At 72.5% G+C, this 19813-nt stretch carries 15 protein-coding genes; 10 read left to right on the top strand and 5 right to left on the bottom strand.

Going from position 1 to position 19813, the window contains the following annotated elements:
• From HLB15_RS15930 to HLB15_RS15910, 5 genes are all read left to right on the top strand, one after another.
• A partial coding sequence (locus HLB15_RS15930) for an N-acetylmuramoyl-L-alanine amidase (protein ID WP_171106749.1) occupies positions 1-1418 on the top strand: 1418 nt, incomplete at its 5' end.
• An 82-nt stretch (positions 1419-1500) separates the two neighbouring features.
• A complete protein-coding gene (locus HLB15_RS15925) occupies positions 1501-2436 on the top strand; it encodes a hypothetical protein (protein ID WP_171106748.1) in 936 nt (311 codons plus the stop codon).
• 69 nt (positions 2437-2505) lie between these two features.
• The gene (locus tag HLB15_RS15920; protein WP_171106747.1) at positions 2506-3876 is read left to right on the top strand and encodes a polysaccharide pyruvyl transferase family protein; all 1371 of its coding nucleotides are present in this window, start codon (positions 2506-2508) and stop codon (positions 3874-3876) included.
• A gap of 197 nt (positions 3877-4073) precedes the next feature.
• Positions 4074-5069 (top strand): hypothetical protein, encoded by a 996-nt coding sequence (locus tag HLB15_RS15915; RefSeq protein WP_171106746.1) that lies wholly within the window; start codon positions 4074-4076, stop codon positions 5067-5069.
• A complete protein-coding gene (locus HLB15_RS15910) occupies positions 5066-6457 on the top strand; it encodes a polysaccharide pyruvyl transferase family protein (protein WP_171106745.1) in 1392 nt (463 codons plus the stop codon). Before HLB15_RS15915 ends, HLB15_RS15910 begins: the two co-directional genes overlap by 4 nt.
• Before the next feature lie 87 nt (positions 6458-6544).
• On the opposite strand, the gene HLB15_RS15905 is transcribed toward HLB15_RS15910, so the two are convergent.
• Both HLB15_RS15905 and HLB15_RS24865 read right to left on the bottom strand, forming a co-directional pair.
• Entirely contained in the window at positions 6545-8455 is a 1911-nt protein-coding gene (locus HLB15_RS15905; RefSeq protein ID WP_171106744.1) for a glycosyltransferase, read from the bottom strand.
• Between the two features lie 56 nt (positions 8456-8511).
• Complete coding sequence (locus HLB15_RS24865; RefSeq protein WP_171106743.1) at positions 8512-10641, bottom strand: polysaccharide pyruvyl transferase family protein; 2130 nt, start codon at positions 10639-10641, stop codon at positions 8512-8514.
• Between the two features lie 219 nt (positions 10642-10860).
• Between HLB15_RS24865 and HLB15_RS23810 the strand changes: the two genes are divergently transcribed.
• The 3 genes from HLB15_RS23810 to HLB15_RS15890 all read left to right on the top strand — a co-directional run bounded on the left by HLB15_RS23810 (position 10861) and on the right by HLB15_RS15890 (position 14228).
• Entirely contained in the window at positions 10861-12105 is a 1245-nt protein-coding gene (locus tag HLB15_RS23810; protein ID WP_212759956.1) for an acylneuraminate cytidylyltransferase, read from the top strand.
• A 57-nt stretch (positions 12106-12162) separates the two neighbouring features.
• The gene (locus tag HLB15_RS23805; RefSeq protein WP_212759955.1) at positions 12163-13056 is read left to right on the top strand and encodes an N-acetylneuraminate synthase family protein; all 894 of its coding nucleotides are present in this window, start codon (positions 12163-12165) and stop codon (positions 13054-13056) included.
• Between the two features lie 128 nt (positions 13057-13184).
• Entirely contained in the window at positions 13185-14228 is a 1044-nt protein-coding gene (locus HLB15_RS15890) for a glycosyltransferase family 2 protein (protein WP_229785426.1), read from the top strand.
• A gap of 74 nt (positions 14229-14302) precedes the next feature.
• Here the strand turns inward: HLB15_RS15890 and HLB15_RS15885 are convergent, their stop codons facing one another.
• A complete protein-coding gene (locus HLB15_RS15885; RefSeq protein ID WP_171106742.1) occupies positions 14303-15523 on the bottom strand; it encodes a DUF6716 putative glycosyltransferase in 1221 nt (406 codons plus the stop codon).
• The gene (locus HLB15_RS15880; protein WP_171106741.1) at positions 15520-16587 is read right to left on the bottom strand and encodes a hypothetical protein; all 1068 of its coding nucleotides are present in this window, start codon (positions 16585-16587) and stop codon (positions 15520-15522) included. The genes HLB15_RS15885 and HLB15_RS15880 overlap by 4 nt, the downstream gene beginning before the upstream one ends.
• A gap of 184 nt (positions 16588-16771) precedes the next feature.
• Between HLB15_RS15880 and HLB15_RS15875 the strand changes: the two genes are divergently transcribed.
• Positions 16772-17770 carry an ABC transporter permease gene (locus HLB15_RS15875; RefSeq protein ID WP_171106740.1) on the top strand — a complete coding sequence of 333 codons (999 nt, stop codon included), beginning with the start codon at positions 16772-16774 and terminating at the stop codon, positions 17768-17770.
• Positions 17763-18830 (top strand): ABC transporter ATP-binding protein, encoded by a 1068-nt coding sequence (locus tag HLB15_RS15870; protein WP_171106739.1) that lies wholly within the window; start codon positions 17763-17765, stop codon positions 18828-18830. The genes HLB15_RS15875 and HLB15_RS15870 overlap by 8 nt, the downstream gene beginning before the upstream one ends.
• A 98-nt stretch (positions 18831-18928) precedes the next feature.
• On the opposite strand, the gene cysC is transcribed toward HLB15_RS15870, so the two are convergent.
• A partial coding sequence (gene cysC / locus HLB15_RS15865; protein ID WP_171106738.1) for an adenylyl-sulfate kinase occupies positions 18929-19813 on the bottom strand: 885 nt, incomplete at its 5' end.

Below are 19813 nucleotides of genomic sequence, written 5' to 3'. Positions count from 1 at the left end.
GGGCGCCGGCGGGGCTGCGCGTGGACGTCGTGGACCCGGGGGAGCGCGCGGCGGACGCGACGGCGACGGCAGCAGGGACGGCAGCGGCGCGGCCCCCGGGCACCGCGGCCGCGGCGACGGGCGACGAGATCCGCCCGCCGATCGTGTCGCGGAGCGGCTGGGGCGCGGACGAGTCGCTCGGCTCGCTGTGGCCGGAGCTCTCCGGCCGGCTCGACGCGATGTACGTGCACCACACCGCCGGCACGAACGCGTACAGCCGGAGCCAGTCGGCGGCGATCGTGCGCGGCATCCACGTCTACCACACGCGGTCGCGCGACTGGCCGGACATCGGCTACCAGTTCCTCGTCGACCGGTTCGGCACGATCTTCGTGGGCCGCGAGGACGCGGCGACGGACAACCCGATCGGTGCCCAGGCCGGCGGCTTCAACACCGGCACCATCGGCGTCGCCGCGATGGGCACCTTCGAGACCGCGGGGCCGCCGGCCTCCCTGCTGAAGAGCATCGAGCGCGTCCTCGCCTGGAAGGCGTACCGCTACCACGTGCCGGTGCTCGGCACCGTCGGGCTGCCCAACGGCGGGAGCCAGGGCTCGGGCACCCGCAGCAGGCCCGGCGACGTCGTCCGGGTGCCGCGCATCCTGGGCCACCGGACGACGAACTGGACCGCGTGCCCGGGCGAGCGGCTCGACGAGCGCCTCCCCGCGGTCCGGCGCACGGTGAACGCGATGAAGAACGCGGCGCTCGACCGGCACGGCACGGTCCGCTTCACCACGCCCGAGGTGTCGCCGCTCCCGGCGAAGGGCGACCAGTACCCCGTCCAGTGGCCCGCACGCACGCGGTTCTCCTGGGACCCGGTGCCCGGCGCCGTGCGCTACCAGGTGCTGGAGCGGTACGCGGGCCACCGGTCGCCCCTGCCGAACGAGCGGTACTGGCGCCGGGTGATCACCGTGTCCGGCACGTCCGCGAACCTGTACGCCGCCGAGGGGCTCTCCGTCCAGTACGCCGTGCGCGCGGTCGACCGCAACGGCAGGCAGGGACCCATCTCGCACCTGGTGCGGACCACGCGCCCCCTGCCGTTCACGACGCCCGCGCGCACCACGGGCACCTGGGCCCAGGTGCGCGACGACGCCTACTACCGAGGCCGGGCCTGGTCGACCGTGCACGCCGACAGCCGGCTCGTGGTCACCGACGTCCGGCGCGTGACCCAGGTCCGCGTCATGGTGGCGACGGCGCCCGGCCGCGGCCGGATCGGCGTCTACGTCGGCACCACCCGCGTCGCCGTGCTGGACACGGACGGCCCGAGCACCGCCCGGCGCGTCCTGACCGTCCGGCTGCCCGAGCCGATGTCCGGCCGGGTCACCCTGCGCACGCTCGACGACGCGCGGGTGCGGGTGAGCGCGGTCGCGCTCGCCCGGTGGTGAGGGCCCTCACCGGGGCCTTCACGGAGCGGGTGAGAAGCGCCTGTATCCTCGGGGGCGTCCTCCGTCCGAAAGGTTGGTTCCCGTGAAGCACCTCGTCCTGCACGTGGGCGCGCACAAGACCGGTACGACGCTCGTCCAGAAGGCCCTGCGCGCCAACCGCGCGGCGTTCGCCGAGCGCGGGTACGACGTCCTGACCCGGAACGAGTACGAGGACGTGACGCAGGGCTACCACGTCCGCTGGCGCCGCCAGGGCGGGGACCTGCAGAACGTCACCACGGCCTTCGAGCTGCTGCGCGACAGCCTGACGCACGACAGCCTGGTCCTGTCCCACGAGGACCTCCTCGCCTCCGTGCACTCCTTCCGCACCGGGCCGCTGTACGCGCCGGCGGGCGAGGTGCTGCGGCGCGCCCTCGACGTGCTGCGGCCCGAGCGCACGACGGTGCTGTTCGCGGTGCGCCGGCAGGACCGCTTCGTGGAGAGCTCCTACCTGCAGACGGTCCGCGTCGGCTCGACCAAGACCTTCTCGGAGTTCATGGCGCCGGTGATCCCGGAGAACCTGCGCTGGGACGTGCTCGTCGAGACGATGCGGGCGGCGCTGCCCGCCGACGCGGAGCTCCACCTGACGTACTTCGAGAGCATCAAGGAGCTGCGCGCACGGAACTTCGTGCGCGAGTTCTTCCGGCAGACCGGCGTCGGCGTCTCGCCGGAGTTCACCTTCAACACCGACGCGGTCAATCGCGGGTATTCTGACGTGGCACTGAAGCTCGCGCTCGTCGGCAACGCCGAGCTCGAGCCCGAGGACCGTCGCAAGCTGCGCCTGTTCCTCGACGCCAGCTTCTCGAACGCGACCCACCCGTCGCCGCTGCTCCTCACCCCGGGGCAGCGCGAGGAGATGCTGACCGCGCTCGCGCCCTTCAACAAGGCGCTCCACGAGATGGTGACGAGCAGCCTCTCCGCGGGCTCGCCGGACCTGGCGGTGAACCTGGGCGAGTCCCCGTACCTCCCCGGTGCGCGGTGAGCTGGCCCGCCCCTGACGTCCCGTCGTCGGCGACGACGGTCCCCGTAGTTCTGACCACAGTGATCAAGGATGGTTACCCGTGCACCCGACGACCTGGCGCGTGACGCGATGAAGAGACTCCGGCTGTTCCACTTCGACATCAAGACCTACGGGAACTACGGGGACACCCTGTTGTTCGAGACCGTGCGGGAGCTCTTCGAGGGCTTCGCGGGCGGTGACGCCTTCGAGATCGTGCAGAGCCGTCAGCTGCGCGACCCCGTGACCCCGCGCCTGGTCGACTTCATCAACGAGCACGTCGACGCCGTGGTGGTCGGCGGCGGTGGCCTCTTCCTCAGCGACACCAACCCGAACCAGCGGTCCGGCTGGCAGTGGAACATCTCGCTCGAGCAGCTGCGCCGCATCGAGAAGCCGCTGATCATCTTCGCCGTCGGCAACAACCGCTTCATCGACCAGGCGGACTTCGCCGACCCGTTCCGTGAGCACGTGAACCTGACGCTCGAGAAGTCGGTGTTCTTCGGTCTGCGCAACCACGGGTCGGTCGAGACGATCAAGGACTACATCACCGAGGCCAACCGCGACCGCGTCGTGTACCAGCCCTGCCCGACGACGCTGTCGTCCTTCCTCTACCCCGACCTGTTCCGCGAGGAGATCCCGCAGGAGCGGCGCATCTCCGCGGAGTCGATCGTCGGCAAGCGCCAGCTGCGCGCCGGGTTCGACGCGGCGTCCATCTACGCGGACCAGGTCGAGGTGCTCGCGAAGCTCTCCGACGAGGGCTGGCGCATCGAGAGCGTGCCGCACGCGCGCGCGGACATGGGCTTCCACGACCTGCTCACCGAGCGCGGCATCGTCGACTCGGAGCACGTGCTGTGGGGCAACCGGGACGTGCTGTACCAGGGCATCGAGTACTTCGCCGGGCTGCCGATGATCCTCGGCACCCGCGGCCACGCGCAGATGGTCCCGTTCGGCATGGGCGCCATCCCGCTCTCGCTCTACGTGCACCACAAGATCCGCTACTTCGCGACCGACATCGGGCACGCGGAGTGGGCGATCGACCCGCGGGCCGACGGCTTCCAGGACACGCTGTACCGCACGATCAACGAGGCCTACGAGCGCCAGCCGGAGCTGCGCAAGGAGCTCGCGGGCGTGCGTCAGGGCTTCTTCGACACGTCGATGAAGAACCTCGGCGACATCTACCGGAGCCTCACCGGCGAGACCGTCGCGCCGTCGTTCCGGCCGCTCTCGCCGCAGGAGCGGCGCACGGCCGCCCGGGCGTACGACTCGTCCATGCGGTTCGACAAGCTGGAGCAGGACCACAACAAGGTCAAGCGCGAGCTCACCAAGGCGCGCAAGGAGCTCGAGGCCGTCGCGGCCGCGGCCCCGCCGCGCCGGCCGTCGGTCGCGGCGCGGGTGCGCCGTCGGCTGAGCCGGCTGGGCTCCTGACCGGAGCACCTGACCCCGGGCGCTGACCCGGGTGCCCGACGCAGGACGCCGGGACCGTCGACGGACGGTCCCGGCGTCCTGCGTCTGTCCGGCGTCTGTCCGGTGCCGATCAGGGTCCGTGCCTCCGGCCCGTGCGTCCGGGTCCATGCGTCCGGGAGCAGATGCCGCCGTGCCGGGGGCGGCGTAGGTTCGCCGACATGAAGCACCTGGTCCTGCACGCGGGCGCCGCCAAGACGGGGACCACGCTGGTGCAGAAGGCGCTCGGCGCCAACCGGGCGGCGTTCGGAGCACGCGGGTACGGCGTCCTGGTCCGGCACGACTTCGAGGCGGTCACGGCGGGGGAGCACGCGCACTGGCGCCGTCACGGCGGGGACCTCGAGCACGTCCGCACGGCCTTCGCGCGCGTGCGCGAGCAGCTCGGGCGCGACGGCCACGACAGCCTCGTGCTCTCGCACGAGGACCTCTTCGCGACCGTGACGTCCTTCCGCGCCGGGCCGCTGTACCGGGCCGCGCCCGACGTGCTGCGGATCGCGCGCGAGGAGCTGCGCCCGGAGCGCCTCACGGTGCTGTTCGGCGTGCGCAGGCAGGACCGGTTCGTCGAGAGCGCCTACCTGCAGACGGTCCGCATGGGCTCGACGCTCCGGTTCGAGGAGTTCCTCGACCCGGTCACGGTCGACCACCTGCGCTGGGACGTCCTGGTCGAGAGCGTGCGCGCCGCCCTGCCCGAGGACGCCGACCTCGTGGTCACGTACTTCGAGACCATCAGGGAGCGCGGCGGCCGCGGGTTCGTGCGGGACTTCTTCCGGGCGACCGGCACCGGCGTCACGCCCGTGTTCAGCTTCAACACCCAGGCGGTCAACCGCGGCTACTCCGAGGTCGCCCTGCAGCTCGCCCTGGTCGGCAACGCCCTTCTGGGCAAGGAGGACGCCCAGGTGCTGCGGCACGTCCTGGACGAGAAGTTCTCCAACGTCACCCACCCGCCGCCCGTGCTCCTGACGCCCGCGGCGCGGGAGCGCCTGCTCGTGGCCCTCGCCGCGTCGAACACGGCGCTGCACCGCCTGGTCGACGGGGAGGGGCTCTCGCCGTACCTGCCGGCCGAGCCGACGTCGGCTGCACATTTTCCGAGCGAACCGAGGGTGCGGGCGCTAGCCTTCCCGCACAGGGGGGCGCCTGTTCCAACGGAGGAATCATGAAGCGTCAGCACCTGCTCCATCTCGACCTGAAGACGGTCTACAGCTACGGCGACCAGCTGCTCTTCGAGCTCGTGCGGCAGACGTTCAACGCGTGGGGCGACGGCGCGTACTTCGACGTGACGACCACCAGCCCGTTCCGCCAGGAGGCCACCGCCTCCCTCGTCGACGACATCAACGAGAACTTCGACGCCGTGGTGATCGGTGGCGGCGGCATCTTCCCGCGTCGCACCAACGCCATGCCCGCCTCGGGCTGGCAGTGGAACATCACGACCGAGCTGCTGGCCCGGCTGCGCAAGCCGGTCATCGTCTTCGGCGCGGGCAACCCCGCCCCGTTCGACCCGGAGCGCCACAACCCCGTCTTCCGCCGCCACATCAACCAGACGATGGCGCAGAGCATCTTCTTCGGGCTGCGGTCGACCGGTGCCGTGGACGACATGCGGGCCTGGCTCGACGAGCCGGCCGCGGCGACGCAGCTCACGCTGCAGCCCTGCCCGACGACGATCGGCCGCGTGCTGCTGCCCGGCCTGGCGGGTGCGGGGCCCGCGACGGAACAGCGCATCGGCGTGCAGGTGGGCCTCGAGACGGCGCACGTCGACTCCGGGCTGGCGCCGGACGCGATCTTCCCGCGGCTGCGCGAGATCGTCCTCGGGCTGCAGGGTGACGGCTGGGACGTCGAGTTCCTCGGGCACAAGCGCGCCGACATGGCGTTCTTCCGGCGGTACGGCGAGGAGCTCGGCCTCACGGGCCGCGCACTGTACGGCGCTCCCTCCGTGCTGTTCGACGGCGTGCGCACCTACGCGCGGTTGCCCCTGGTCCTCGGCGCGCGCGGCCACTCGCAGATGATCCCGTTCGGGTTGGGCAACATCCCGCTGTCCCTGGGCACCAACGACAAGATCCGGTACTTCGCCCACGAGATCGGCCACCCGGAGTTCCTCGTCGACCCGTGGTCGGAGGACCTGGCCGACGTCGCGCTCGCGCGCGTGCGCGAGGTGAGCGCCCGGCGCGCGGAGCTGCACGCGGAGCTCGCCGCGACCCAGCAGCGGTTCGTGGACACCACGCGGGCCAACCTCGCCACCATCTACGAGCGGCTCACCGGTGAGACCGTGACGGCCGACCTCGTGCCCTACAGCGACCGTGAGCTCAGCCTCGCCCAGGCGAGCTGGACGCAGGACTACGAGCGTCGCCGGCTCGTCGAGGCCGCGGAGGCGGCGTCGACCGGTGTGGCGCGGCAGGAGGGCGGCGGGGTTGTGCCCGGCGCCGCCCCGGCCCCCGCAGCGACCCGCGCGCCGGCGCCCTCCGGCACGACGGCGGGCGCGGGGATCAAGGCGATGGTGCCGCCCGGTCTGCGCAAGCGGCTGCGCCGGATCCGGCGGCTCGCCCGCCGGTGACGGCGGCGGCCCACGCGGACGGACGCCCGACGACGCGGCGCCCGGCTCCCCTCGGGGAACCGGGCGCCGCGTCGTCGGGCAGGGTGCTCAGGCCAGCTTCTTCTTGATGGACCGGGCCTGGGCCAGCATCATGTCGCGCATCACGCTGCGACGCGGGTCGAGGGCGTACGCCTGCTTGAGCGCCCGGGCGCAGTCGTCGTGGCGGCCGAGCCTGCGGTAGGCCTTGGCCAGCTCGCGCAGCTCGGATGCCGTGGGCTCGCGCTCGGCCATGGCCGCCTCGAGGACGCGGACGGCCTCCTTGGCGTTGTTCGTCCGGTTCGCCTGCTGCGCGAGCCGGAACGGGCTGCTGCTCCCGGCCTCCGGCGGCTTGCCCGCGGCGACCATGTGCCGCAGGTCGCGGACCAGCTCGTTCTTCTCCCAGTCCTGGAGGTGGTCGAGCCACGCGTAGTCGAGCTGGTCGTACCGCTCGCCCTTGGAGGTCGGCTCCCACGGCTTGCGGCCCACGTAGTGGAGGACCCGGACGTCCTCCTCGTTGAAGACCTGCGGGTGGTGCGAGTAGATGCGCTTGGTGGTGTTGTACTCCAGGGGCAGCTTGCGCCAGTCCGCGAAGAACTCGTTGAGGAAGCCCTGGTCGCCACCGTCGTACGACGTCGTGTGGTTCAGCTCGGCCATCATCTTCTCGAACATGCCGTGCGCCGGCGTCACGGCGAACACGCCGGAGTTGAACACCGTGCCGTCCGGCAGGTCGAGGCCCGCGTCGGGCACGGCGGCGAAGTCGTCACCCTCGAACAGGTCGTCGATCGGGCCCTTCACGACGGTGTCGCTGTCGAGGTAGACCACGCGGTCGAACAGGTCGAGGCGGAACACGTGCAGCTTCGTGTAGGTCATCGCGAAGCGCGCCTGGATCTTCCGGCCGCCCGAGAGCATCGGGTTGCGGATGCCGGGCACCTGGATGGTCCGGATGCCGCTCGCGGCCAGGGCCGCGCGGTCGGCGTCGGGGGTGACCAGGGCGATGAGCGGCACGTCGGAGTGCTCGCGCAGCGAGTTCGCCAGGGCTCGTGCGCCGTGGTGGTACGCACCGGAGACGACCGTGACGTACGCGCACTTGCGCCCGTCGATCTCCTTCCACAGCGGACCGCCGACCTCGGGGACGAGCGCGGAGGTGTCCTCGCCGACCTCGGCGAACGACAGCTCGACCGTGTCCTTCGAGCGGGCGAGCGTCGGCACGGCGTCCTGCGTGAGGTGCGGCCGCTCGGTGACGTCCTCGGCCGGGGGCACGAAGAGGTGCAGGGTGTCGGACTGGCTCACCGAGCGGATGGTCGCGTCGGGGAACTCCGCGAGGCACGACCGCAGGAACGCGAGGTCGGAGTCGAGGCCGTGGGCCGACTCGTAGCCCGGCGTCAGGTCCTTGTCCTTGAGCGCGGACTCGGCGGCCTGGGTCACGGTGTAGCCGTAGCGGCTGTCCTTCGACTCGTACAGGTCGACACCGGCGAGGTACACCTCCCGGAACCCGACCCCGAGGCCGAAGGCGAGGGCCTGCATCCCGGTCGTGGGCAGGCCCGGCCGGCTCATGAAGGCGCGGGCCAGCCGCGGGTGCCGCGCGGGGATGGACCAGGAGTCGAGCTCCTCGACGCCGTTCATCGGCTCGAGCGTGTACTTGTCGCCGTCGCGCCCGGCGGCGTGCCGCATCGGGCTGAGGATCCTGCGCACGTCGTACCGGGCGGAGCGGATCTCCTCCTGGAGCAGCTTCTCCATCTTCTCGTTCGGGATCGCGCTGAAGTACGCGTCGACCCGGTCACCGAAGTGGTAGTTGCTCTCCAGGAAGAACCAGTTCATCCGGAAGACGACCACGTCCGCCGGGATCCGGCGGTAGGGAGGCATCGCGGACGAGGGTCCGTTGCCGACGATGAGCAGGGGCCTGTCGATCAGGTCGGCGAACGACGCGATCTCCGCGTCGCCCGGTTCACGGCCGAGCGGCACGCTCCGCATGGTGGGCATCGATTACTCCGTTTCGGTGTGCTGAGACCGGTCGAGTCTAACGGCCGTGCGGCCGTTCACCCCTTCGCCAGGTCCGCCGCCGCGGACCGGACGTGCGGCAGCAGGACCCGCTGCCTGTCGGCCACGTCGGACCGGTATACCGCCTCCCTGTCGAGGACGTCGAGCGTCCGTTCGGCGAGCGCCGCACCGAGCCGCGGGTCGCCGACGTCGAAGCCCCAGTCGAGGCGGTCGACGTCCTCGAGGAAGTACCGCATCTTGGGGTGGGAGACGATGCTGAGGACGGGCGTGCCGACGCCGAACGGGATCATCGTCGCATGCCCGCGCATGCCGATCACGAGCGAGGCGCGGCGGTAGACGTCCAGGGCCTCCGCCTGGTCGAGGTTGTGCAGCTCGTCGACCGCGAGGACGCGTCCGTGCGCGGCCTCGAGGTCGGCCGCGAGCCGGAGGTCGCCCCGCGTGTGGGCGGCGATCCGTACCTCGGCGCCGCCCTGCGTCGTCCGCTCGACGAACTCGTCGATCTGGGCGAGGAACTCGGCGTAGCCGCCCTGGAAGCGGCGCTCGCTGCGGTCGAAGGCCGCGTTGAGCAGGACGGTGCCCGAGCCGGGGTCGGCCGCGGCGAGGCCGGGGCGGATGTGCTGGAGCACGGTGGTGGGGCACGGCACGAACCGGACCTTGTCGTGCAGGTCGGTGGGCAGCAGGTCGCGGACGCGCTCCATGGAGCCGGTGTTGCGCAGGCCGAGGAACTCGGCCTTGCGCGTGAAGGCGATCAGGCTGCGGCGGAACAGGTCGCCCTTGAACTGCTGCCCGGTGAACAGGTTGAAGCCGACGGCGAAGGCGTACACGGGCACCTGGATCGCCTCGAGGGACGAGAACGGCACGTTCCACTGCCAGCCGCTGTTCCCGTTGGGGGAGGTGTCGGGCAGGAAGAGGCCGCCGCCGCCGACGACGAGCGCGCGCTGCGCGTTCGCGATCCGGACGAACTCGTCGTCGAACACCTGGTGGGCGTGGAACGGCACCCACTCGGTGGGTCCGGCGGGCTCGGTGATGGCGTCGCGGACGGCGTGCGGCAGGACGATGTCGCCGAAGTTCTCGCCGCGGTCGACGTAGAAGGCCACGTGTCCCATGCCGTCGGCCGGCGCGTCGGCCTCGGCCGGCGTGATCGGCTCCTCGACGCGGCGCAGGACGGTGCGCACGGTCGGGCGGGGCACGTCCTGACGGAGCGCCTTGCGGGCGTACGTGTGGGCCTGCTCGGTGTCGTGGACGACCCACGCGACCTGGGCCGCGCGGACGGAGCCGGGACCGGAGTCGGCGATGCGGAAGGCACGCAGCGCCGCGTCGTACCGGCTCAGCGCGGCGAAGGCGTTGCCGAGCGCGACGAGGAACCGGGGCGAGACGAGACCCTTCGAGCGGAAGGTGCTCTGCGCGAGGCGCAGCGCGCCCGCGTGGTCGCCCTCGCCCGCCAGGTACTCGATGTTCTCGCACGCGAGGTCGAGGGCGCCGGGCCGTGCGGTGATCGCCGCGAGGAACCCGGCCTCGGCGAACCCGTCGAGCAGCTCGGCCAGCGGGCCGGTGGTGCCGAGCGTGAGGCAGGCCACGAGGTAGCGGCCGTACGCCGCCTCGGCGCGGGCGTGCTCGGACAGGGGCAGGGAGGTCGCGAGGTCGCGCAGGTCGGACAGCTCCGCGGGGCCCTCGTGGGCGAGCACCTCGTCGCGCAGCCGGAGATAGAGCTGCACGCCGGCCACGCGCTGCTGCGCGTTGGCACGTCGTCGTGCGACCGACCCGGTGCCGCGCGACGACTGGTAGTAGTACTGCTCGGCGGCCTCGGTGTCACCGGCCAGCACGGCGACGTCGCCGGCGAGCTGCCCCACCTCGGGGTTGGGGGTGTCGGCCATCAGCAGGTCGGTCAGCGTCCGGGCGGTCGCGACGTCGAAGCGGTCCATCGCCGCCTTGACGCCCTCGACCGCCGCGGCGCGCACCGGGCGCACGCTGTGCCAGGTCACGCTGCCCTTGGCGAGCTTGCGCGTGGTGGACAGGCCGAGCGACGGCCGCGTGCCCGCGGCGTTCAGCGCGTGCATCACCTCGCGGGTGCGCTGCGCGGTGGCGCGCCGCTGGGCGCGGGGGACCGCCCGAGGGGCGCCCACGACAGCGGGCGTGGAGTTCGCCTTGCGACCTTCGATGGGGGGCACTCGAGCTTTCTCCGTTCTCCGCGCGGCGGCGTGGTGTGCGGCCGCCACGCCGCGTGGGTCTGTCTGGGGGACACCGTCGGGACGCGCTCGTCCTCCGGCACCGGCAGGATCCCACATCTCGGCAGGGTGCGGGTGCGCCGGGCGCGGCTGGGTCGTAGTCACCCGTGGGCGCTACTGTGGACGACACAGCCCGTCCGACCCGAACCGAGAGTGCCGCGCATGTCCGTACCTGCTGAGTCCCCGTCTGCCGTCGTCGTCATCCCGGCCCGGGGAGGTTCGCAGGGTGTGCCCCTGAAGAACCTCGCGCGGGTGGACGGGATCACGCTCGTCGGCCGCGCCGTCCAGGCGTCGCTGGCCGCGCCCTCGGTCGCCGAGGTCATCGTGTCGACCGACCACGACGAGATCGCGGCGGAGGCACGCTCGCACGGTGCCCGCGTCGTGGCGCGCCCCGCGGAGATCGCGGGCGGCACGGCCTCGTCGGAGTCGGCGCTGCAGCACGTCCTGGAGCGGATCGAGGCGGGCGACGGCGGCCTGCCGCCGCAGGAGGTCCCGCCCGTCACGGTGCTCGTGCAGTGCACGTCCCCGTTCATCGACCCCGAGGACCTCGACACGGCGATCCGCCGGGTCGCCTCGGGGGAGAAGGACGTCGTCGTCGCCGTGGCGGAGACGCACGACTTCCAGTGGCGGATCGACGACGGCGTCGCCACGCCCGTCGGCCACACCACGGACTACCGGCCGCGCCGCCAGGAGCGCGCACCGCACTACCGGGAGACCGGCGCGTTCTACGTGATGCGCACCGAGGGCTTCCGCCAGGGCAGCTCCCGCTTCTTCGGCGACGTCGGCATCCAGCCGGTCGCGTCCGAGTGGGCCATCGAGATCGACGAGCCGCGCGACCTGTGGCTCGCGCGCCGGCTCGTCGACCAGGTGACGGACTCCACTCCCGCCCCGCTCGACGTCGACGCGCTCGTCACGGACTTCGACGGCGTGCACACCGACGACCACGCGTACGTGGACCAGGACGGCACCGAGCAGGTCCGCGTCAGCCGCGGTGACGGCATGGGCGTCTCGCGGCTGCGCCGGACGGGCCTGCCGATCCTCATCCTGTCGACCGAGACCAACAAGGTGGTGGCCTCGCGCGCCGACAAGCTGAAGGTGCAGGTCATGCACGGTGTCGACGACAAGGCGTCCGCGCTGCGCGCGTGGATAGCCGAGCAGGACCTCGACCCGGCACGGGTCGCGTACGTCGGCAACGACGTGAACGACCTGGGCGCGATGGCCGTCGTCGGCTGGCCCGTCGCGGTGGCCGACGCGCGCCCGGAAGTCAAGGCCCAGGCCCGCGTGGTGCTCGCGCACGAGGGCGGGAACGGTGCGGTCCGGGAGGTCTGTGACCGTATACTCGCTGCGCGTCCGGGTGAAGCCGCCCCCCGTGCGGTGGCTGCCCAGACCCCCGTCGTCACCGGTTGACCCGACGACCACGTAACAGCACTACCCTGTGCTCGACCCCTTCGGAAGGACCCTCTTATGAGCGCGACCACCGCGCAGCCCGCGCCGGTCACCATCGGCGACCTGAAGGTCGGCGCCGACCAGCCCGTCTACGTGATCGGTGAGATCGGCATCAACCACAACGGCGACGTCGAGATCGCCAAGAAGCTGATCGACGTCGCGGTCGATGCCGGGTGCCAGGCCGTGAAGTTCCAGAAGCGCACGCCCGAGATCAGCACGCCGAAGGACCAGCGTGACAAGATCCGGCAGACGCCCTGGGGCGAGATGACGTACCTCGAGTACAAGTACAAGGTCGAGTTCGAGGAGCCCGAGTACACGGAGATCGACGCGTACGCCAAGGAGAAGGGCATCCAGTGGTTCGCCTCTCCGTGGGACGCCCCGTCGGTCGAGTTCCTCGAGAAGATGAACGTGCCGACCCACAAGGTCGCCTCGGCGTCCGTCACGGACCACGAGATGCTGCGCGCGCTGGCCGAGACGGGTAAGCCGATCATCCTGTCGACCGGCATGTCGACGCTCGAGCAGATCGACGCCGCCGTCGAGATCCTCGACACGAGCAAGCTCGTCATCCTGCACGCCACGTCGACCTACCCGCTTCCCCCCGAGGAGGCGAACCTGCGCACCATCACGACGCTGCAGGAGCGCTACGGCGTGCCCGTCGGCTACTCGGGCCACGAGACCGGCCTGCAGATCTCGCTCGCCGCGGTGGCGCTGGGCGCCGTCGCCGTCGAGCGGCACATCACGCTCGACCGCGCGATGTGGGGCTCGGACCACGCCTCCTCGCTCGAGCCCAAGGGCCTCGAGAACCTGGTCCGCGACATCCGCATCCTCGAGAAGGCTCTCGGCGACGGCGAGAAGCGCGTCATGCCCGGCGAGTTCTCGCCGATGTCGCGCCTGCGCCGCGTCGACGCCTGAGACCACGGTGCAGCACGTCGGGGGCGGGCGCCGCGGTGCGGTGCCCGCCCTCGGCCGTTCCGGGCGCGGGAGCGCCCGGGGGACCCGGGCCGGGCAGCCCGGTGGACGAGCCCACGAGAGGAACCGTTGTGCCCGAGAGGACTGACGCGGCGAGCATGCCGCTGGTGACGGTGGTCGCCGTCGTCCGTGACGAGGAGCCCTACCTCGAGGCGATGGTGCGCTCCGTGCTCGACCAGGACTACCCGCACCCGCTGCACATGGTCCTCGCCGTGGGGCCCTCGCAGGACCGGACGCGGGAGATCGCGGACAAGCTCGCCGTCGAGACCGGCCGGATCACCGTGGTCGACAACCCCACGGGGTCCAAGCCGCTGGGCCTCAACGCCGGCCTCGAGCGCATGCCCGACGGGCACACCGTCTTCGTGCGCGTCGACGGCCACACCGTCGTCGAGCCCACGTACGTGCGCCGGGCGGTGACCGCGCTGCTGGAGTCGGGCGCCGACGGCGTCGGCGGCCGCATGCACCCGGTCGGCGACACCCCCGTGCAGCGGGCCGTCGCCCGTGCGATGAGCCACCCGGCGGGTCTGGGCTCGGCGTCGTTCCACACCGGTGGCACCGCCGGCCCCGCCGAGACCGTCTACCTCGGCACGTTCCGCCGCGAGGCGCTCGAGCGCGTCGGCGGCTACTCGCCTGTGTACGTGCGCGCGCAGGACTGGGAGCTGTGCCTGCGCCTGCGCACGACCGGCAGCCTCCTGTGGTTCGACCCGTCGCTCGTGGTCGAGTACAAGCCGCGCAGGACCTTCGGCGCCGTCGCGACGCAGTTCTGGCGCACCGGCATGTGGCGGCGCGAGGTCGTGCGTCGCAACCCGGGGACGGCGAGCGTGCGGTACCTCGCGCCGCCGACCGTCGTGGTCGTGCTCGCGGCGTCCGCCGTCGTGACCGTGGTCGGTCTGGTCGCCGGGTCGGTGCCCGCCACCGTGGCGGGCCTCGTCGCGCCGGCGGCCTACCTCGCGGGCGTGCTGGTCGCGTCGGTGCACGCGGCGACCCGCCGGCCGCGGCTCGACCTGCGCTCGGCGCTCGCCCTGCCCGCCACGCTCGTGACCATGCACCTGTCGTGGGGCGCGGGCTTCCTGCGCGGCCTCACCGAGCGCGTGCGCGTGGACGACGGCGTCTGACCCGGCGACACCCGCCGACGACACGACGGCCCGGGGAGCGTGTGCTCCCCGGGCCGTCGTCGTGTCCGGCGCCGTCAGGCCTTGCGGTCCTGGAACAGCAGGCGCACGGGGCGGGTCGAGAGCCGGATCGCGTCGTAGGCCGGCTTCGGGAGGTACATCTGCGCGGCCATGCGCAGGTACCGGCTGCGCAGCCACGGCTTGACCTCGGTGAGAGGGGTCAGCGTGCCGGCCGCGCGGCGCTCGGCCAGCTCCCGGACCGTCGCGGGCAGCTCCGACTCGGTCGTGTGCAGGTAGTTGTCGTCGAGCCACTCCGGGTCGGGCGCGGGGCCGCCGGCACGGAACGCCGCCGCGGCGTCGGCCACCGACATCACGCAGCCGCTGCCCGCGAAGGGCTCGTTGAGGAGTTCGGTGGTCACGCCGAAGTCGTCGAGGATCACGGTGGACAGGCCCAGCGCCAGCGACTCCATCGCGGCGGTCGAGCTGACCGTCATGAGCGCGGTGCCCGCCTGGAGCCACTCGGCCATGGGCCCGTCGACGAAGCGCAGCGCGTCGCTGCGGTGCCCGAGCCGCTCGTGCTCGGCGTCCCACAGCTCGTCGTAGGGGAACGCCTCGTTGTGCGTCTGTCGCTCGCCCTTGCGCGCGCGGAGCTTGACGATCACCTCGACCTCCTCGGCGAGCCGCGCGAGGCGGTCGAGGAGCTCGACGCGGTCGGGCCGGTTGTCCGGCACCTTCGCCTGCGCGGCGAAGACGACCCGCTTGACGGGCTCGGCGCCGAGGCTGGTGGCGGTCCGCTCGAGGAACGGCAGGTGCGCCAGCGGGATGGCCGGGGCGACACCGTGCGTCGCGAACGCCTCGCGGTACGCCGTCACCTCGCGGCGGCTGTGCACCACGAAGGCGTCGCACCAGCGCCGCCAGCCGGTGCCCTCGGGCGTCGCGGGCAGCGCCATGCCGGGCAGGCCCGTCACGAGGGCGGGGCGACGCTCGCCCGCCGCGGCGACGACGGCGCGCGCGACGACCTCGGCGACCGGCCCGGTGGCAGCGATGACGACGATGTCCGGCGTCGTGCTGCGGACCTTGGCGGCGAGCTCGGAGACGGGCAGCACGGCGGGCCGGACCACGGACGACCCGGCGACGGCCGCGGCGATCTGCCCGGTGGTCGGCGCGATCGGCGTCTTGACGAGCACCGCGGAACGGTCGAGGTCGGGGTCGTCGACCGGGCCGAGCCTGTCGAGCGTCGCGCATGCCCACTTGAGGTACGAGTCGCTGTCCGCGACAGCGAGCACGCGGATGGTCATTCGTTCGCCTCCGGGAAGTCGGGGTCACCGGCGTCGACGGCTGCTCTCGCGCGCTGCGCGAGCTCGCCGACGCTGGTCAGGTGTGCTCGGTGCTCGGCCGTGGCGCGCGGGGTCCACCAGTCGGCGGGCACGTCGAGCGCGGTGACGGGGACACCGAGCGGTGAAATGATAGTGGTCAGCAGGATGGTCGACGTCGACGGCAGGCTCACGACCCGCTGGCCGCGCCGCAGGCCCCGCAGCCGGATCTCGACGGGCGCCCCCGGGGCGTCCACGTGGACCCCGTCGATCGCGGCGAGCCTCTCGAGCAGCTCGCGCGTCTGCCGCCGGTGCGGCAGGTAGCGCAGCTCGCCCTCCGCGGCGAGCGACCGGACCCAGCCGACGTACCGGTCGGTGTCGATCAGGCCGTCGGCGACCATACCGGTGCCCACGACGATCGTGGGCTCGGACATCGCCTCGTCGGCCGGCTGCGCCGCGAGCCAGCCGAACCGGTTGTGGTGCACCGCGAAGCCCTGCGCCCGCAGACCGTCGCGGAGCTCGGGGGCGAGCGGCAGGGCGGTGAAGAGCGTCACGCGGCCCTGCGCCGCGAGCGTCCGCAGCCGGCGGCCGGCGAGCGCGCCCAGCAGCCTGCGGGGGGCCGACGCGGGCCGGCCGATCCGGAGCAGGGGCGCCCCGCGCACGAGGAGGCGGACCAGCTCGAGCGTCGCGAGGCCGTCGTCGACGAGCACCACGTGCTCGGGCCGCCGCAGCGGGGCCGTGGCCTGGAAGAGGCCGGAGAACGCGTCCCCGACGACCCAGACCGGCTCGCGCGCGGCCAGGGTGGCACGCGGCCCGGTGAGGTCGAAGTCCAGCCCGTCCGGCAGGGCCAGCCCGCGGACGGCGGACAGCGCGTCGCCGAGGGCCGGCACGTCGTCGCGGACGTGGATGTGTGCGGCAGTGCCCGTGTACCCGGCGGCGTGCGCCTCGACCGCGCACAGGAGCTGCAGGGGCGACTCGACCAGCGCGCCCGCGGCGCGCGGCGCGCCCGCACGCTCGGTCGGCCGGGTGGCCGGGTGGGGGTGATGCACGCGGTGCAGTCTCTCACGGGACGGGCGCCGCCCGGCGCGCCCCCGTGGTGACGTGCAGGTGAGCGCAGGTGAGGTGCCGCGCCCCGGAGTTCCCGACCATCCTGCTAGGGTTCGTGACCCGCTAGGATCGAAAGGCCGGATGGTGTCCGGCAGTGCCCCCGACCAGATAGGTATTTCACGCACCGTGAGCACACCTACGACCGACGCCGCAGCGCCCGCAGGTGCGGCGGCCAGCGGCAGCGCCAAGACGCCGCCGCCACCGCTCGTCCCGAGCACGACATCGGCCGAGCGACTCGCCCTGGCGAAGAAGTACGGCCTGCGCCCCCTGAACGTCCGGCCGCCGCTCGGCGAGTACATCCGTGATCTCGTCGGCCGCTGGGCCTTCATCCGCGTGCTGGCGACGTCCACCGCCTACGCGCGGAACCAGAACAACTACCTGGGCCAGCTCTGGGCGGTCCTGAACCCGATCCTCAACGCGGCCGTCTACGTCCTCATCTTCGGCGTGCTGCTCAAGCTGAGCCGCGACGTGGACAACTCGATCGCGTTCATCGTGATCGGCGTGTTCATGTACCGGTTCGTCGAGGCCTCCGTGACCGGCGGCGCCAAGTCGATCAGCGGCAAGACGCAGCTCCTGCGCTCGCTCCACTTCCCGCGCGCCGTGCTCCCGATCTCGACCGTGCTCTCGCTCCTGACCACGCTGATCCCCGCGATCGTCGTCATGTGCGCCATCACGCTGCTCAGCGGGTTCCTGCCGACCTACGAGATGATCCACGTGACGTGGTGGTGGCTCCTGCTGCCCGCCGCCGTCGCGCTGATGTGGATCTTCAACACCGGCCTCGCGTTCATCATGGCGCGGTTCGTGGCGAGCACGCCGGACATCGAGAACGTGCTCCCGTTCGTCATGCGCGTCGTCATGTACGCGTCGGGCGTCATCTTCCCCGTCGTCAGCTACGTCGAGCGGCTGGAGATCCCCGAGGCGTCGAAGGCCGTCGTCGGCGGTGTCCTGGAGTACCAGCCCGTCGCGGTCTACCTCTACCTGGTGCGCTCCGTGCTCATGCAGGAGGAGGAGATGTTCCCGCACAGCGGGCTGATGTGGGTGCTCGGCGCCGTGTGGGCCGTGGTGTTCTTCGTGATCGGTTTCGTCGTGTTCTGGCGCGGTGAGGAGAGGTACGGACGTGACTGAGGCCGACGAGCACATGGACTTCGACCTCGAGATCGAGCCGGAGGACGAGGGCGAGGAGGCCCTGGAGACCGAGCTCGGCGACCCGTGCCTCGTGGTGGACGACCTGCACGTCGTCTACCGCGTCATCGGCGGGCGGGCCAAGAAGGAGGCGGAGAAGCAGGGCGCCGAGATCCGCGAGGTCAAGGTCAAGGTCCCCTTCTACAAGAGGCTGCTCCAGGCCGGCCGCAAGCACGTCGGCGCGGTCAGCGAGGTGCACGCCGTGCGGGGCGTCTCGTTCACGGTGCGCCACGGCGAGTCGGTGGGCATCGTCGGCATCAACGGCTCCGGCAAGAGCACCATGCTGCGCGCCATCGCGGGGCTCATGCCGCCGCGGTCGGGCAGCGTGCACGTCTCCGGCGAGCCGTCGCTGCTCGGCGTCAACGCCGCGCTCATGCCGCAGCTCTCGGGCGAGCGGAACATCATGATCGGCGGGCTCGCGCTCGGGCTCACGCCCAAGCAGGTCGAGGAGAAGTTCGACGAGGTGGTGGAGTTCGCCGGGATCGGCGACTTCGTCTACCTGCCGATGAAGACGTACTCCTCCGGCATGGGCGCGCGCCTGCGGTTCGCGATCTCGTCGGCCGCGTCCCCGGACATCCTCATGATCGACGAGGCGCTGGCGACCGGCGACGCCGCCTTCAAGGAGCGCAGCAAGGCACGCATCGAGGAGGTGCGCGCCAAGGCGGGCACCGTCTTCCTCGTCAGCCACTCGATCTCGACGATCGAGGCCATGTGCACCCGCGTCCTGTGGATGCACCAGGGCAAGCTCGTCATGGACGGCCCCGTCCACGAGGTCGCGGACGCCTACAAGAAGTTCATCCGAGCGCAGAAGCCCGGGATGGGACCTGCCCGCCGGCGGGCGCTGCAGCGCAAGCGCGCGGCCGAGGAGGCCGTGCGCAAGAAGGCCGAGGAGGCCGAGCAGCGTCTCGCCGAGGCGGAGCGCAAGGCGCAGGAGGCCGAGCGCAAGGCCGAGGAGGCCGAGCGCAGGGCGCAGGAGGCCGCCGCACAGGGCACGGCGTCCTAGCCGCACCCCTGGCACGGCGCGGATCCTGCCGCGCGGCACCCCGGCCGGCCCCGCACACGCGACGTGTGCGGGGTCGGCCTGTGTGGTGGCCGTCGCCCTCAGCCCAGGACGGCGGTCAGGTGCCTGCGGACCCGCTCCACCGCCTCGGCCACCGGCACGTCCGTCGTGTCGATGACCAGGTCGGCGTCGGTCGGCTCCTCGTACGGCGAGGAGATGCCGGTGAAGTCGGGGATCTCGCCCGCCCGGGCCCGCGCGTAGAGACCCTTGCGGTCGCGCGCCTCGCACACCTCCAGCGGCGTGCTGACGTGCACGAGCACGAAGCGGCCACCCGCCTGCTCGGCGAGTGCCCGCACCTCGGCGCGGCCCTGCGCGAACGGGGCGATCGGCGCGGCGACGGCGATGCCGCCGTGCCGGGCCACGAGCGATGCCACGTACCCGATGCGCCGGACGTTCGTCTCGCGGGACTCGCGGTCGAACCCGAGCCCCTTCGACAGGTGGTGCCGCACCTCGTCGCCGTCGAGCAGGGTGGTGCCCAGGCCGTCGTCCTCGAGCTCGGCGGCGAGCGCGCGCGCGACGGTGGACTTGCCCGAGCCCGACAACCCCGTGAAGAAGACGACGGCCCCCGCGCGCCGGGCGCCGCCCGCGGCCCGGGTCACCTCGGCGGCGGACGCCTGCGGGTACAGCGCGCGGACGGCGTCGTCGTGCACCTGCGGCAGGGCCGTGACGGCCTGCGCCGTCGCGGGCGTGCGGTGGTCGGTCAGCGTCTCGGTGCGGCGGGCGCCGTACGCGGCGGCCACGTCGGTCAGGGCCGGTGCCCCGGGTGCGGTACCGACGGACGCCGCCCCGGGCCACGGCACGACCACCGTGACGGGCCGCCGGCCGCTCCGTGCGCCGAGGTCGGCCGCCAGCCCGTGCGCCGCGCGGACGAGGCCGGGCGCGCCGACGGTCCCGTGGCCGGCTGCTCGTCCCGGCCGTGAGACGGG

It is taken from the genome of Promicromonospora citrea, assembly GCF_013004695.1.
Lineage (GTDB): Bacteria > Actinomycetota > Actinomycetes > Actinomycetales > Cellulomonadaceae > Promicromonospora > Promicromonospora citrea.
The sequence above is the reverse complement of the archived record's forward strand: the minus strand, read 5'-3'. Positions and strand labels throughout refer to the sequence as shown.

Excerpts from the sequence above, each read along its gene's own strand:
- HLB15_RS15920 (WP_171106747.1), top strand. The coding sequence starts at position 2,506 with ATGGTTACCCGTGCACCCGACGACCTGGCGCGTGACGCGATGAAGAGA.
- HLB15_RS15915 (WP_171106746.1), top strand. The coding sequence starts at position 4,074 with ATGAAGCACCTGGTCCTGCACGCGGGCGCCGCCAAGACGGGGACCACG.
- HLB15_RS15910 (WP_171106745.1), top strand. The coding sequence starts at position 5,066 with ATGAAGCGTCAGCACCTGCTCCATCTCGACCTGAAGACGGTCTACAGC.
- HLB15_RS15905 (WP_171106744.1), bottom strand. The coding sequence starts at position 8,455 with ATGCCCACCATGCGGAGCGTGCCGCTCGGCCGTGAACCGGGCGACGCG.
- HLB15_RS23810 (WP_212759956.1), top strand. The coding sequence starts at position 10,861 with ATGTCCGTACCTGCTGAGTCCCCGTCTGCCGTCGTCGTCATCCCGGCC.
- HLB15_RS23805 (WP_212759955.1), top strand. The coding sequence starts at position 12,163 with ATGAGCGCGACCACCGCGCAGCCCGCGCCGGTCACCATCGGCGACCTG.
- HLB15_RS15885 (WP_171106742.1), bottom strand. The coding sequence starts at position 15,523 with ATGACCATCCGCGTGCTCGCTGTCGCGGACAGCGACTCGTACCTCAAG.